Origin of the sequence: Compostibacter hankyongensis (assembly GCF_039541075.1) — a bacterium.
Lineage (GTDB): Bacteria > Bacteroidota > Bacteroidia > Chitinophagales > Chitinophagaceae > Compostibacter > Compostibacter hankyongensis.
Genome location: NZ_BAABFN010000006.1, coordinates 79,962 through 95,031 on the forward strand (window position 1 = coordinate 79,962; position 15,070 = coordinate 95,031).

Sequence of the window (15,070 nt, forward strand, 5' to 3'; positions counted from 1 at the left end):
TTAACCGGTCACTGGTTTTATTAACCGGGAATACACAAATGCGGCTCCTGCCACTTTTATCATTTATACGGACAGGGTGGAGACAGAAAATGCCAATAGCCTGCATGGTGGTAATGTACTTTTAAGTTTTAATTGAATCAAAAAGTTTCCTGATATTCAAAGGGGCTTGATATCTCTTTTATTTCCATTTTAATGTACAAAAAAAACTTTTCTTTCTTTCAAACTTCACTCCATCAAATAGTCTGATGACTTCCTCTAAATTCCTAGTCATCAAACAGGTTACAATAATCTGTTCACCCCCTTTAGTAATTATTCGCAGATATCTATAATATTCCATTGCGGAAAGAGGTATACTAAATTTGTCAAGATTGGCAGATTTATACAGGATTATTTTGTCCAGTTCATTAATCTGAAAAGTTCTTTCTACTCCCTTTCTTCTTATTGTCATGGCGTTAGGTCTTATTTCTATTTCCTCTCCTCTATTCTCTAGATAATATTCAATGTGAAGATATATAGCTGGTAAGATAAATATAAAGTAAAAAATGCCCATCACAAAAATGTAATCTGTATCAAATCGGAAATAATACCATCCTAGCCCAACCATTAAAGCCGCTGACCAGATAAATCCGAAAACAATAATATGATTTGTAAGGTTTTGCTTTAAGATCATGATGATCTGCCGGGTACCCACCCACCCTCATTTAGAAATTTCAATCAAGGTTATTTAATCAAATGATCATTTTTGTATTCTTCCCTTTTTATAGTGTCTCCTTTATGATTAAAATATAGCCAAGTACCAGACTTTTCATTCAAATTATAATTTTCAATCCGTTCTATTTTTCCATCTTCGTAGTAATTTCTCCATTCGCCAACTATTTTCCCTTTTTCATTTAAGCCCACTTGCTTTAACTGTCCATTTTCATACCACAAATGGAACATTCCTTGAGATATACCCGAAGAATCATAATTTTCTTCAAAGTTTATTTTTCCATTGAGATAATAAAACCTAACCTTTCCAATGAATTTTTGATTGTAATAATTAGCCATTGATGCAATATTACCATTCTTATAATATTCAGTAACATGCCAATTGTTATTGCCCTGGAATTCTTTTATAGATTTTAACTCTCCGGTAACATAGTAAGTTTTTTCTATTTTATTACGTCTTGTTTCTTTGGTGCTGTTAATACATGCTCCAAATAGCATTACTATTGATAAAATAAAGGTGATTTTAATCATATTGAATTGTTGAAAATTATTTTCAAATAAAGCAATTGTTTATTTATTATAATAATACATGTGGTTTAGTTTGTATAATGTGTTATTTAAGCCTTGCTGATATATCTCTTTTATTCTTTCCCATATGGAAGTTCCTTCAATACTGTATGTAGCGTCTATAAGACTTTTGGGATGAATAATATCATATTGTAAATCTCTTCCACTATTTAAAAAAGGATAGAAGGCATCAATGGTTTTTATATAAGGAATGAGTCCGATTAAACTAGATGGTTTGCCTTCTCTTGTAGATTGGTTGTAAGGAATTCTCGTGAAACTAACCAAGGCGTCTACCCCAAGCATATTTCTATTATGATGACCTAACTTATCTAACATATTTAGGCCAGGCATAGCGTCCCATCCGACTTCTTCTGCCCTAACTTTCATGTAAGAGGCTAAATTATCATTTACATTAACTTGTAATCCTACTTTTGCAATTGACCACGCAATCTCTTTTTGAAAATCGCCTGATAAATTAGACCAATCTTTTCTAGGCTCTAATTTCTCGGATATTTCAAACAAATACTGGCCTTGCGTATTATAAAACTCGTGACTTTTCTTATTGGTTCGTTGTAATAAGGTGACGCTTCCATCGTTATTTAATCGAAACTTGTCATCCGGTTCATTTTTCATACCTCCCAAATTGCTGACTTGTGACGCAATCCCCACCCCTACAGCTGTGAAGGCATTGTTGATCATATTGCTGGTGGATATTGCATTCTGGACCATACCGGCATCTTGCAGGGTATGTATCGATATGCTTAACGCACGTGCTAACGGCGAATTGGCAAATTGCGAAACGCCTGCACCTACCTTCTCAAAAAATATCGCCAGCGAAGAGGTGCCGGGGCAGGGAATGCCGAATGGCACTAACCCGTCCACGTCAATGTTTGCAATCGAATCATTCGCCACATATTGATAGAATATCTTCTATTGAAATAGTCATTTAAAAGTCAACCTTATTTTCAATACTCTTTTTTCATGATTAAATTCTACTAAACTCATTGGGCCAGTAACATGGCTTTGAATAATACTATCACAGGTACTTTTTGGGAATGCCATTTGCATACGTTTTGGATAATCTCGCCCACCATTGCCATGCTTGAGAAGCAGGTTGACCATTTATAGGACCATAATAAGGCATTCCTTCTGTCATTCTTGCCAAATTCCTTCCTGCTCTTGTTTGTCCAAGTGTTTGGAAACCTTCTTCAATAGCTCTTGGGTTGAATGGCTTCAACTCATAAATGGTACTGTTTTTAATATCAAGGAAATCAATACGTCTGCCGCTTGGTAACCTAAACTCTTTAATCCCTTCTGCTCCTATCTCGTAAGATTTATGCATCTCCTGTCCGAGCTTCAGACTGGACTTGGTATATTGAACTCCCCCCTTCGCGGCAATTGTTATTTATGCCATATCCCTTAAGGCTCGAATGGTTTCCTTGCTATCACAATTTTCTTTTAATCTTTCATCAATAGTTTTCATATAAGTTTCCGAGGCAAGTCCCTTTTTAACAAGACTAATGTCTTGGATAAGACTTTCTATCAATGACCAATGCTTATAGTCCATAATAGCTTTTTCTTCTGGAGTAGCACAACGGACAAACCCATCACCGTCCCCATTATAAGATTTATATATCTCAATATGCTTTAAAGTAATCATCTTTAATTTATGGAACTGTGTGATAAATAATATTAACTCCGTTTTGCTTAAGAATTGGGTACTCAATGGCTCCCCAAACACTTTTAATATTTATACCGCCTGCATTTTGAAAAACATGTACTGTGCCGTTTGCACCCTTGGCAAATTGCGTGGATAACCTTTGCCACATCGGGCCTTTTTCAGCCCATGACATACCTTGAGTTAGATTGGTAAGGTTTTTACCAGCATTTGTCATTTCCAAAGTAGTCATGCCATTATTAGTTGCAAATTTCCGTGCTGCAGCTTCAACTGCTTCGTTACCGCCACCTGACCAAAACACGCGTCCTCCCCCCTTAGCGGCGGCCTCTTTTGTAGTATTAACTATCGCCTTTTCTACCACCTCTCCTGCTACCGAAGCTACCCTCGCTACTTTTCCGATAGGTATTACCGAAGCAATTTCCAAAGCCCCTTCTGCATGTGACATAGGAGCTGCAGTAAGATAATCCTGTCCAGTAAACTGGGAAGTAATACCATTGACAAACCAGTAGATATGTATAATGGTATAAAAAATTCCTCCACTCTTAGCGGAAATTCCTAATAATCCTTAATTTCAGCTTTCCACTTAACTACTCCATTCTTCTCAGAGCATATTCTTATATCTCCCATACCATAATCAAAATCAAGATTAAACTTTATTTGTCTACCTACAATAAACTCTTGAAGTTCCTTAGAGGATAATACCATTTTTTCAAATAAAGATTTGATTTCCTTCAGTTCTACTAATGCTGTTCCCTTTGTTATATTTACAAGATGAATATATTTCGGGAGGAGGTCAACGAGAGCCCTTGAATAAAACGTGGTCTATTCTTCCTATGTTATGGAAATTTCCAATTTTTTTCCAAAGGTTCATTTTTATTCCAAGCTTTGTAACACAATGCGCATAAAATACCACTTCTTCATTTGTGATTTCTGATAAGCCGGGATCCGCATTTAAAGGATACTTTCTTTCAAAAACTCTAATGACGTCACTGTTTAGCTGTGCTAAATCAAAAGCAACTAACTGGAAATACTTCTTGTAGTTACCTTCGATGTCAACTGAGAAAACGTCTCCTATTCGTGTGTTTGATCTTGCCATTATCTGATAACAAATTGCCACCAATATTCCTATAATTTGTTTTGCTGAGTCTTATTTTTTAGCTGCTGAAGTTCATTCGTGGGTGAGACCGAGAAGAGTTTCGCGGGAATTCGGTGTTTTAGATCATTTCGGATTCTTTTGTTCTAGCCGTTTATTTATTTTCTGTATCGATTTTGTTATCTCCTTTTGAGTGTATTTGTCAACCATCTCCTTATGCTGATTTAAAAAAGACAATTCCTTATCCTTCCCAATTTCTCCTAATGCTTTGGACGCGTGCATAGGATGAAGAAAAAACCCTCGGCAAAGGAAGTCACTTGCTTTTGGGTAAGGGAATAATTTGCTGATTGCCAATCCTAGCATTTCTGTAGTATTACCATATTCCGGATTCAAAAAAGCGTTCACAATCCATTCATCAATATTAATTGGCAATACAAAATCAATAAGTTCACATATCCTCCATCTGTATTCTCTGTCTTTGCCTAATTCAAAAGTTTCAGTTAAAATCTTTCCATCATATTTATGCTTAGGGTAATGCAAAAGGCCTAATGCCACATCTTTATTATTTAAAGATGGTAACCATTTTAAAACTATTTGAATATATTGTTTATCAAAAGGACGATATTTAGATATATATTCAGACCATTCCATTGAATCAGGAGTAATATAATTATTATCTCTCAATTCTTGGTATAGCTTTTCGTTCTCTTTTTTCGCATCCTGAAGCCGTTTTTTCATCTCATTTTCCCTTTTCATAATGGAGTCATCTATGTAATTAGGCACAAATACCTCAACCTCCTTCTTCAACAAAGGATTCCATTCCTTCCTATAAAATCCTCCCATTTCAATTAGCTTTCTTTTATCCTCACTAAGTTTTTTCATATTATCCGAGTTTAGTAATTAACAACTTGTATGTATCCTTTCGCTCTAAAATATTGAATTGCTGGAGCCAAATTAACTCCAGTAGGGACATATAGCTTAAAAGTAAATCCGTTCTTATATGCATATCTCATAAAGTCTGATATTTGTCTTGTAAATCTAACTGTTCTACCAATAGAATAATGTTTTACTTCTCCTATTATTTGATTACCTGGATCAAATTCATCAGGTATCCTATATGAAACTGTTCCTGACGGAGATTCTATTCTTACATTATTTTGTTCGATGCCATTCATTCGTAATCCAACCTGCCCTTTCTCATATGGACTGAGGGGAGATGGGAATTGGGCACTGAGTGATTTTAGCTCAGGTAAATCATAGCTCTTCGATTTCCCGGTCCAAGGGTTCAGCCCCAGCTCTTTACTTGTTTTCAATCCATCTACAGCACCTGTTATTGCTCCTATACTTAATCCAGCTAACGCTCCCTGTTCGCCATTTTTTAGAGAAGCCCCTATGCTATTCCCTTGTATCAAGGAAACGCCGGTACCAAGCGAAAAGCCCACCACAGAACCACTTGCTGCGTTTATAGCAGCCTTTCGCAAGACTGGGCTAGCTATACCCGAAAAAGCCTTAGAGGCATAAGGCGTCACGGCATTCCCCAGCGCACTTCCTGCATATGAAGTCGCTGTAGATACAACTGTACTTATAGCAGCTTGTCCCCAGCTTATATTATTCCATCCATTTTGAGATACTTGTTGAGTTAAGTTATTCCCTAATCCAAGTACAGCCCCTCCCGCTAATGGCCCACCATAATATGTAGCTACTCCAGCTGCTAACCCCGTTCCAAAATATCCCAAAAAGCTTCCGATACTATTGATATTCCCAATGTTCGTAATAGTATTAAATAAGCCTCCAATAAGGGCTGCAACAGCATCATCTATGCCAAAGACTTGTCCATCAGGATCTGTTCCATTCATCCAGTTATTCCCCATAGCAAGATATGGGCTCGAAAACTGCTCGGCAGGGTCCTGTGCCCACCATCTTCCAAGCTGCGGATCGTAGAACCTTGCTCCAAAGTCATATTCTTCCAATCCAGTACCGTCAGCAAATTCCCTGCTTTGCAGTTCTTTACCCTGGTATCGAATTTTGTTGGCCAATTTCAGCGGAGCTGTAGTGCTGATTCCCGCCATAGCCAATCCGTTGGGATAGTAATGGGTTTCCTCCAGTACGGGACCTGTAATATCCATTACCCCAAAGTTGTCAAAGAGCACATCCTGCGGGCTTTCGTTGCTGGTATATACATACACATAGCCAGACTTTTTAGCAACCACTTTTCCGCTGCTCAGGGTCTCCAGCTTGCCTGGTTCTGCACTCAGCTGTTTTATCCCGCTTCCTTCTTCTACGAAGTTAAGCTGATCATCGAAAAAGACATAATTTAAATACGCCCGGGGCTCTTCCTGTATTTTCTTTTGCGGAGCTTTATTTTTTAATTTTTGAAGATCATTCGCTGTGAGGCCGCGAAGGGTTTCGCGGGAATTGGTAGCTATGGCATCGCTGTGGGCTGCCGCTGCCTGTATGCCCGGGGCGGTCAACGCCTGCAATAGGCCAGCCAGCATTTGCTCAGCGGGAACTCCCGACTGGTGATCCGGAGTGGCTTTCTGGCGGTAGAAAGCCCGTACGGCCGCCTGTATGGTATCTCCAGCCATTACCTTTAGGATAATCGAAGGTCCTATCCGCCTGTTTGGATCTTTTCCGTTGAGCTTGGCCACCGCCGTATTGGGCGTAGTGGTATTGTCTTCAGGATAATCCAAAGGTTTGGCCTCTCTTGTATTGTCAATATTGTAAAATAATGCGTTTTCTGTCTGTGCCTGCTGCGGCTCCATGGTAGCCATGTACTGGGAGAAGTCAGTCTGTTCAGTAAGCACCATCCGGATATTACCCAAATGATCCGGAACAAAATAATCGTATGTATAGGCTGCGGCTACGCTCCCATGTGCCGGTACATAACGTGCTCTTCCTTCTTTAGTGGGAAAAAACTGCAAGGTATCCGAAATACTTCCACTTGTAGATGACGATTGATAGACAAACCCATCTATATAATCTGTAGTCGTAACAGTAGAAGGAGTCGTGGTATTATCCGTTACAATTTTCCTAAGCTTATTACCCGACGCATCATATACAAATTGTATGCTCCCTTTGTCCGTAACCGTAATTTGTTCCGGTAAATCAAGGTAATTATAAGTAATAGTGGGAATATTTTTATTTAAGTCTTTTATCAAATTACCGGTAGAATCATAGACATAATCATTTCCACTATTGGTGCCGTCATGGAAATCCCCCAGGGAAGTGTTCGGATCGCTGACCGCATCGGCTACCTTAGTAAGCTTGTTACTATTGGTCTGATAAGTATAGGTTAACTGGTCAATCAGGAAAGAAGAAGTACCTTTTAACCCATATTGATTCATATGGGTAATGTTGCCATTGGCATCATAGGTGAGGTTATTGACCGAAAAATTAACTGTACTGTTATTCCAGGTTCCGCTACTGCTCTGCAGGAAGCTTGCAGCAGTCAACCGGTTGGCTTTATCATAAGTGAAGCTGTATTTCCGCAGTACATTATCGGACTTACTTTTCCATATTTCCCCGCTGATATTACCATTATAGACAGGGGTAAAGGTTGTTGTGCCATTCTCGGTGACAGATTTATCGTATCCAAGCTCCATGCCGAAATAATGGTCGGTATTTCCTGCCTGGGTAAACGCTTTGTTGACGCCGGTAAGCCAGCCGCGGATGTTATAATCATAGGTGAGCGTTTCCAGATCATCGCCCAGCGTCTTTGTCTTTAGCTGACCTAATTCGTCATAAGCATAATCGGCAATGACCTGCCTTGTAGTGCTGTTATCGTTGATCGTCTTTGTGATATTGAGCAATCTGCCACCCTCATCATATTTGTTTTCGGTAAGCACCCTCGTTTCCGGGGTCACCGTACTTTGACTGTTATGATTGACGATATAGCTGCTCAACAGTTTACCTGAAAAATCATATTTATTCGTGACGATGTCAGCGCCTCCCGTAATATTGGTTGAAATACTCTGTAGTAACCGCCCATTATCATCGTAATAGGACGTGCTGGTAATCCATTTCTCTGGAGCGCTGTTTAATATCTTTGTTTTGGATCCGGTAACTAAGCCACGCGTTTTTTTGCTATAAGTAGACGGGCTTTCTACGTAAGGATTTCCTCCATCGGTAGTTTTAGACAAGTAGCTGCTCTGAAAACTTTGATGACCGGTCCAAGTATAGTCGTCATAATAGGTGTAGGTAATCGGTTCAACTTCTGCAGGATCAATGGGCGGAAGTGGGTTATGGGTAATGCTTCCGTTAACATCATCAACCATGGCATTCGGATCGACAAAGGCATTAAAATGATCCCCACTGCCACTTTGAAATCCTGGATTAAAAGTAATACTGTTGCGGGCAATATAGTTAATTGGGGTGTTGCTACTACGGGAATTTACGGTAAGATCAGCAGGTGCGGCTATCTGGGAAAACGACGTCGAAATGGTGTCCATATTGTTCTGCAAGGATAGCCGGGTAGCACTGGAATTGGTATATAATCCGGTTTCTACCGGTCTATCCAATACGTCATAATAGGTCACTATCCATTGGTGATGGCTACGCTGATTACCATTCTGGCTAAAGACCAGCCGGTCTCGCTGGTCGTAAACCATTTGCACCTCTGCCGCTCCGGGTGATTTTTTGATAGTCATTCTGCTTTTATCGTCGTATTCATACCGGAAGCAGAGCTCATTAGCCACAGCCTGCGATATGACCCAGGAGCCATCGATTAATTGTACTACTTTAGGCGGAATAATAAACCGCAGATTATTATTGTCATCATAAACATAATAAGTGCACAACCAGCCACTATGCGAACTGCCTGTTCCGTTATCGGCGGAAGCAGTCAACTGGGTTTTCTTTAATATGGCTTGTCCATCTGTATTGGTATAGGTAATAGATTGTATGCCTTTTTCGTCAGTGGAAATATTTTTATAAAGCTTACCGACGGGATATATGGCTGTGCTGGTTGGAATACTGCCTGCGGCCTGAGCAATATTCCAGATACGGATATTATCAGCTGCGGTATTTACAAGGTATTTCATTTCAACTCCCCGCGAACCGCCTACCCAACTTGTGCCGGGTGCATAAGTATTCAATGTTCGGTTAAGCGGTGAGTTTTCAATGTTGGATTGCGCATAATAATAGGAGCTTTCATCGGGATATATTGTCTGATTAAAGGCAGTCTGTTGCTGCAGAGCATCTTTTTTATAATTGCCATCGTTTACCACATCTCCGGTTTGCGCCGTATTGGAAACAAAGGGCAAATAGGATTTTTCTTCTAGGCCCCGGCTGTCATATACGTGCATACTTACTACATCCTTTCCCAATGGGCTCATTTTCTTAGCTACGCTTTGTTCAGATCTTCCGAAGGCATCGAGGTAATTGGTTACCTGAGAAACCTCTCCAGGGATATCCGTGCTGGCGCTAATTACTGCTTCATCTGTAATGGGTTTATTGGGGGTCCAGGTACGGGAAAAATTATGGGAATCGTCACCCGTAGAGGGCTCACCTTGGACTGTTAGGTTAATCGTTAATTGAATGTCGCCGGTATTTAAATTATACCCCTCAACCATGAGATAATAAGTGCCAGCCTGAAGGGTGGTCGATATAGAGGCCTGAAGGCCGGAACAAAGCGGACCATTATCGTCATTATAGGTAATCAGATGCCCGTCAACGCCATATAGGTAGATAATATCATCAAAACTTGAATTACAGGTCGAAATACTGATCTGGGCATTACCGGCTACCGAAAACCGGTACCAGACATCAGGACTGGGCTGCCCGTAGTCATCGCCATAACTGCTGCTATTCCTTGTATCATTATAGGTATAGGTGCCATTGCCGTATGTGCCTACGATAATGGGGTCGCTCATATTGGTTCCTTGCCCCAGACAAAGCCTGGGAAGCCATGCAAGTAGGAGGCCAAGATATAATGTGTACTTTCTCATAGTTTTATATATCTAATATGATAGTTAGGGTTGTCCGGCGTAGTGATAGAGATTTTTAGAAAGGATATTACGGTCACCGTCTCGTGTAAGCTTCAATCGGCCCAGCCCGTCATATTCATAGATTGTCGTATGTCCCGCTGCGTCAATTTCACTTGTTTTTCCCATTAGTGGAGTATATGTATATGTCGTCATTTGTGCGTCTGAAGGGAAGATACGGACGTCGTCAATAACACCGGAAATAGTTCTTGGACCGGTATATGCCTGCTCATTCATGGACCATTTTCCACCGCTAAAAGACCACCATTGTATGATATACTTTCTATTATTGGGTGGAGAAAATCCGACTTGGTATGCGGAATGAACTGCGCCGTCCCAATAGGCTTTTCCAGTGTGTGCATTACCTGCGGTAACCTGAGTGTTTCCTTCTTCAAACCCTTCATAAAACACTTCCGTGCTGTCCGTTCGAGTAGTCTGGAAGGAGGGATAAATTATATCTATGGGCACTTCAGAGGTCGCGGTGTTTATTAAGGGATGGACGCTTACTGTATGATTCCCCGCAGGCAGCTCGTGAATATAACGAAAGTTACTGGTACAATTATAAGTGGGGTCCGTACTAATACAGAAACCTGTCGAATAACCGTCCAAAAAGAGTGTACAGTTAACCTTGGCTCCTCCGGGGACACTCAAATAAGGAGCAAGCTGGTCAAAACTTACTTCAACATTGCCCGCGGTAAATGTTTCAAAATTAACGGTTTTAGTATCCTCGCTCCCCGCAGCTAAATAAAAGGTCGTATCCTTATCGATGGTTTCACTGGTATAATCGACTTTATAAGAAGCATTTCTGATCTCTGCAACCGGCATGGAAGTTTTGTAACCATATAAAATGGAAGTTTTTGCTCCCCCTTGTTGTTCCGATGAAATAGGCTGAGAAGTGGCCGGATCGTAACTATATGATTCTTCTTTTTCCAACGTATTTCCGGTGTAATACTTGGTATGTGCCAATAATGTCCTCGTACTGGATTCATAGGGTTGCGATGCATAGGAATAGTGAACTTGATGAACTTTTCCATTTTTATTTTCAATACTATGCACGGGTATTCCAGTGATATTCGACTCCAGCATCGTATTGAGTGTTGCCTGTTCACCTGAGGTGATCATAGGGATGTTGGTATCGTCGGTGTAATAGAAAGTCTGGGTATGGTTATTCCCTTTAGAGTTGGTGGTGGTAACACTTCGGATCTTTCTTTTATCCGGAGCATAGGTATAGTTGACGGTGGTTTGGATATTAGCGGTGGGCGTGTTTTGGTCGTAGTCTTTATGTACCGTCTGTGCCAGGCGGTAATTTTCCACATTGGTCCAATAGGCGGAAGAGGCGGAAAACCAGCAGGTATAGCCATCTACGCTTCCGGCCCGATAATTCCACTTATAAGCCCAGGCCCTTTTCGAAACGGGGCTCGTTAGGGAAGTATAGGTATTGATATCCTCAGAAACCTTTTTCCCGAATACGTCATAAGCCGCCGTATTTAATAACAGTCCTCTTTTGAAAGCATTGCTGACGGATGAGCTGATATCCGGTATGGGATAACTTCCATCGGGATAATAGGTAAAGATATCGTTACAGCCTGGGGTGGAAAAATTTGAAAAATTATATATCGTATATCCTCCATTCGGATTTGTTTCTTTTACGTTGGAGTATCCGATAAAGTTTCCATTCAGATCATAATAATCCGTCTGAGATTCAGAAAGTGCCTGATGAATGCCGCAAGAAAAATCGAGAATATAAATCAAATAAGCCTTGCTCAGGATTTCACCACTTGAATTTCCATTCTCATCTGTATAGGTGTAATAAGTAGACAAGGATTGGCTGGAAGGAAGAATATGCGATATTTTATTTACCCTTAATCCACCTACCTGTATGTTACTATTTGAGGTGCTATCATAATAAGAATTAAGTTCATAATAAATATCGTAATTACCTCCAGCCAGGTCCTTTACTTCGGTCAGGATATTAGCCATTGCATAGTCTTGAACAGGGGGGATGGGGGTGTTAAGGGGGTTGGAAAGCCCTGTATAGGAGTTATATCCCCAGTAGTCTGTCGTTTTTAATGCCGTCCTGGAAGGCAGATTTTTGTTGGTATTATATTTGAACGATGCAATTGTCAAGGGTAAAGCAGGGGAAGTGGTGGGCAGGATAGACACGCTATCTAACCGAAGCCTTAAGAAGTTAAGGTCTGTCGTTGACCCTCCAAAATAACCATAGTAGAAGTTAAAGGTGGAAAGTAAGTGGCTATTTGATCCTGTCAGCGGATCATACGCCTTCAGGTTTATAGCGGATAACCGGGCGGCATGGGGATCATCCTTACGGTCCATTATATAGTTAAAATCTGCCTCTCCCGATTTTGAAATGATATTGGTAATTATCTTCGGATCATCAATTATATACAGCCATGTAGTATAGTCTGGATTAGTATCGTCCGGATTGGTACTGTATAGATAGGTAATTGCCGATCGGTAGTGATAAAGCGTGTCCGGCTTATTTAGCGTAGTATAATTGAATAGAATGGTATCTGATGAGTTGGATGTGACGATTCTGTCCAAATACCACGTTGTTGGAAAGGTGTAATCTGTACCAAGCAGCTTGGTTGTCGTATTTTCCCTAGACTGGGAAGTAGTGCCGAAGTAATAATGATTTCCTTTGTCATCTATTACTTCAAATGAGCTGTTATTATAATCAGGGGCGTAGCTATGGTAAAAATTCGTAGAAAGTATTTTCAAACCTGTACTGTTTGAAAAGACAGGATCTCCATTTCCATCAAAAGTGAATTGTACGGAAAAAAAAGGTGTTTTCAGGTAATATATGTCGGGTTCCCCATCGGCGGTTGGAGGAGAGCCGGCTCCTCCCTTGACTTCACTGGGTATGGGTGTGCCATTTGTAATTGCATCAGTGATTTCCTGCCCCCATTGTAATTGCCCTAAGTAACCCTGGTATTGTTCATCGGGAAGCCCACGGACAACCCGGGATATTCCTCCGCCGGCATTTAACTGCCAGCCCAGTCCTACACAGGTGGCATAATCCTGTACCTTTATTCCCCTCCCGTCTTTATAACTTATTCCAATGGGAATCGTCAATGCTCTTGAGCTCAAGCTGGAAACGGGGATATTGACAAGAGCAGTACCCGTATAAAGATCTACGCTTACGGGAGAGGCGCTTGCGCCTCCGCCACCCAGAAAGCTGTTATTGGGCGACGGTGGCGCAATACTGTTTACACTTTGTCCATCGGCGCTTTTTAACATTACCGGCAACCAAAACAACAGAAGCAGGGCCTTTTTGTATAATCTTTTCATATTTGATGATTTGTCTACTTTTTTTAAAACTCATACCCCATCCTGAACAGTACCGGCGGGGTGACCGGGGTGTGCTGGTTGTGCAGGAAGTCGTACAGCAGCATCAGGGTGCCTTTTAGTTTGCTCGAGACCCGGTACTTCTTCTCCAGCCCGATCAGGGCGCTGCCCGTCCACCCGTTCAGGCTTTTCAGGGCCGGGACGTCGGGTTGGGTTTTCAGATAGTTCAGCTCGGCTCCGCCGTTGACGTAGAAGGTGCCCTTCAGCTTGTAGTCCAGGAAGGACCGGAGGCCGGCGCCCTGGGCGGTGAAGTGTATCTTCTGGATGCTGCTGCCCCAGCCCAGCTTGAAGGAGGCCCCGACACCGGCGCTGCCGTTCTTGGAGAACTTGTAGGCTACCTGTCCGGCGAGGTCGCTGGTCGTCGGGTACCCGCTGGTGGATTTGGCAAACTGGAGGTTGCCGCCGAAGGCCAGCCGCTGGAAGAAGGTCTTTGATTTCAGCTCTTTGGGCTGGAAGTTGGGCATCTCGGCTGTACTGCCGCCGCCGGGGAACTTGTTTTTCAGGTCCCGGAGCTTTTCCCGGGCCTGCTGCATTTGTTGGGAGATCTGCCGGCGTCCCCCGGCATCTGCTGTAGCCAGGCGCTGCTGCAGCTCCCGGGCCACCATCTCCCGGGTCTGCAACCCGGTCAGATCCGGGGTGGCGCCGGTGGGGGTGAGTCCCGTGCCCGGCAGGTTGAACAGTCCGGCCAGGGCGGAGTGCTTTTTCATGAAGTCCCGGAACGCGGGGATCTTTTGCACCAGGGCCAGGGCTTCGGCTTCGGCCTTTTGCTTGTCGGAGAACAGCTCCTTGTAGTTTTTGAGCCGGGCGGCATAGTAATAGGCTTCTTTGTTCAGCCGGAGCAGGTCTTTTTGGAGAAAGCCGTACCGGGAGGAGTTGCCGAGGCTGCTGAGGTTACCCAGCTGGTCCAGGAGCTGCTGCTGCCGCTGTTGCAGGTAGGTTTGGAGCCGGGCGGCCTGGTCCAGCTGCTGCCGGGCGGTTTGTACCCGGTCCAGGGAGCCCTGCAGCTGGCTTTGGACGTCTTTGGCCTGGCTGAGATAGCCTTTTCCTTTCCCCCGGAGGAAGCCCAGGGCATTTTTGAGGGTATCCAGGTAAGGGAAGTAGCTGTGGGCGGTGTTTTTGAGCTGGCCGCCGGTGAATTGGTTGATCTTCGAGGCCAGGGCCCCGGCTTTGCCGGTCCGGGCGGCCAGCTTACCTTCCAGGGAGCCGGGCAGCTGGCTGAGCTTGTCGGCCTCCTTCGTAAAGAGATTGTTTGCGGCCAGGGAGTCGACCCGGGAGAGCTTATCATAGAGCTTCGCCTGCGTGCGGGAGAAGCGACGCAGCGCTTTTTCAGAGGCCCGGTTCAGCCGGCGTTGGAGTTTGGCGGTCTTGGCATTGATCTGGGTCAGGGCGCGGGTAGGCAGTTGCTGCAGAGCAGGCGAAGGGTTAAAGGTAAAAGGTAAAGGGCCGCCGGATCGCTGCAGGCCGGCAGAAGCGGACGGATCGCTCTGCTGAATATCAGTAGAAGGTGGGGTATTGGATGAAAGGCCTCCGGCGGGTGGTCCGGCGTTCAGACCGGGGTTGTCCGCCGGGACCGCGCCGGACGGCTGAGGGGTATCCGCGACCTGGGCCCGCAGCGTCAGCGTGGCCGTCAGCAAGAGGATGGTAAAAAGTGTTTTCACGGTATTACATTAAAAATGC

At 43.0% G+C, this 15,070-nt stretch carries 11 protein-coding genes; all 11 read right to left on the bottom strand.

Features of this window, described 5'->3' with window-relative positions; genetic code table 11:
* Positions 1 to 178: 178 nt before the first annotated feature.
* A complete protein-coding gene (locus tag ABD851_RS12765; RefSeq protein WP_344979862.1) occupies positions 179 to 670 on the bottom strand; it encodes a PH domain-containing protein in 492 nt (163 codons plus the stop codon).
* A 50-nt stretch (positions 671 to 720) separates the two neighbouring features.
* The gene (locus ABD851_RS12770; protein ID WP_344979864.1) at positions 721 to 1,239 is read right to left on the bottom strand and encodes a toxin-antitoxin system YwqK family antitoxin; all 519 of its coding nucleotides are present in this window, start codon (positions 1,237 to 1,239) and stop codon (positions 721 to 723) included.
* Between the two features lie 39 nt (positions 1,240 to 1,278).
* Positions 1,279 to 2,187, bottom strand: a complete 909-nt coding sequence (locus tag ABD851_RS12775) for a hypothetical protein (RefSeq protein ID WP_344979866.1) — start codon at positions 2,185 to 2,187, stop codon at positions 1,279 to 1,281.
* Between the two features lie 124 nt (positions 2,188 to 2,311).
* Positions 2,312 to 2,680 carry a hypothetical protein gene (locus tag ABD851_RS12780; RefSeq protein WP_344980125.1) on the bottom strand — a complete coding sequence of 123 codons (369 nt, stop codon included), beginning with the start codon at positions 2,678 to 2,680 and terminating at the stop codon, positions 2,312 to 2,314.
* Positions 2,681 to 2,935, bottom strand: coding sequence for a hypothetical protein (locus ABD851_RS12785; RefSeq protein WP_344979868.1), 255 nt, complete (start codon positions 2,933 to 2,935; stop codon positions 2,681 to 2,683).
* 7 nt (positions 2,936 to 2,942) lie between these two features.
* Entirely contained in the window at positions 2,943 to 3,398 is a 456-nt protein-coding gene (locus ABD851_RS12790) for a hypothetical protein (protein ID WP_344979870.1), read from the bottom strand.
* A gap of 348 nt (positions 3,399 to 3,746) precedes the next feature.
* Positions 3,747 to 4,049: an Imm26 family immunity protein gene (locus tag ABD851_RS12795; protein ID WP_344979872.1), complete on the bottom strand. Its 303-nt coding sequence runs from the start codon at positions 4,047 to 4,049 to the stop codon at positions 3,747 to 3,749.
* Positions 4,050 to 4,172: 123 nt separating this feature from the next.
* Positions 4,173 to 4,928, bottom strand: a complete 756-nt coding sequence (locus ABD851_RS12800; protein ID WP_344979874.1) for a hypothetical protein — start codon at positions 4,926 to 4,928, stop codon at positions 4,173 to 4,175.
* Between the two features lie 11 nt (positions 4,929 to 4,939).
* Complete coding sequence (locus ABD851_RS12805) at positions 4,940 to 9,991, bottom strand: DUF6443 domain-containing protein (RefSeq protein ID WP_344979876.1); 5,052 nt, start codon at positions 9,989 to 9,991, stop codon at positions 4,940 to 4,942.
* 24 nt (positions 9,992 to 10,015) lie between these two features.
* Positions 10,016 to 13,336, bottom strand: a complete 3,321-nt coding sequence (locus ABD851_RS12810) for an RHS repeat domain-containing protein (protein WP_344979878.1) — start codon at positions 13,334 to 13,336, stop codon at positions 10,016 to 10,018.
* A 23-nt stretch (positions 13,337 to 13,359) separates the two neighbouring features.
* Positions 13,360 to 15,051: a hypothetical protein gene (locus tag ABD851_RS12815; protein WP_344979880.1), complete on the bottom strand. Its 1,692-nt coding sequence runs from the start codon at positions 15,049 to 15,051 to the stop codon at positions 13,360 to 13,362.
* Positions 15,052 to 15,070 lie beyond the last annotated feature (19 nt).

Coding starts and splice junctions, on each gene's coding strand:
- ABD851_RS12765 (WP_344979862.1), bottom strand. CDS start 670: ATGATCTTAAAGCAAAACCTTACAAATCATATTATTGTTTTCGGATTT.
- ABD851_RS12770 (WP_344979864.1), bottom strand. CDS start 1,239: ATGATTAAAATCACCTTTATTTTATCAATAGTAATGCTATTTGGAGCA.
- ABD851_RS12785 (WP_344979868.1), bottom strand. CDS start 2,935: ATGATTACTTTAAAGCATATTGAGATATATAAATCTTATAATGGGGAC.
- ABD851_RS12790 (WP_344979870.1), bottom strand. CDS start 3,398: ATGTCACATGCAGAAGGGGCTTTGGAAATTGCTTCGGTAATACCTATC.
- ABD851_RS12795 (WP_344979872.1), bottom strand. CDS start 4,049: ATGGCAAGATCAAACACACGAATAGGAGACGTTTTCTCAGTTGACATC.
- ABD851_RS12800 (WP_344979874.1), bottom strand. CDS start 4,928: ATGAAAAAACTTAGTGAGGATAAAAGAAAGCTAATTGAAATGGGAGGA.
- ABD851_RS12805 (WP_344979876.1), bottom strand. CDS start 9,991: ATGAGAAAGTACACATTATATCTTGGCCTCCTACTTGCATGGCTTCCC.
- ABD851_RS12810 (WP_344979878.1), bottom strand. CDS start 13,336: ATGAAAAGATTATACAAAAAGGCCCTGCTTCTGTTGTTTTGGTTGCCG.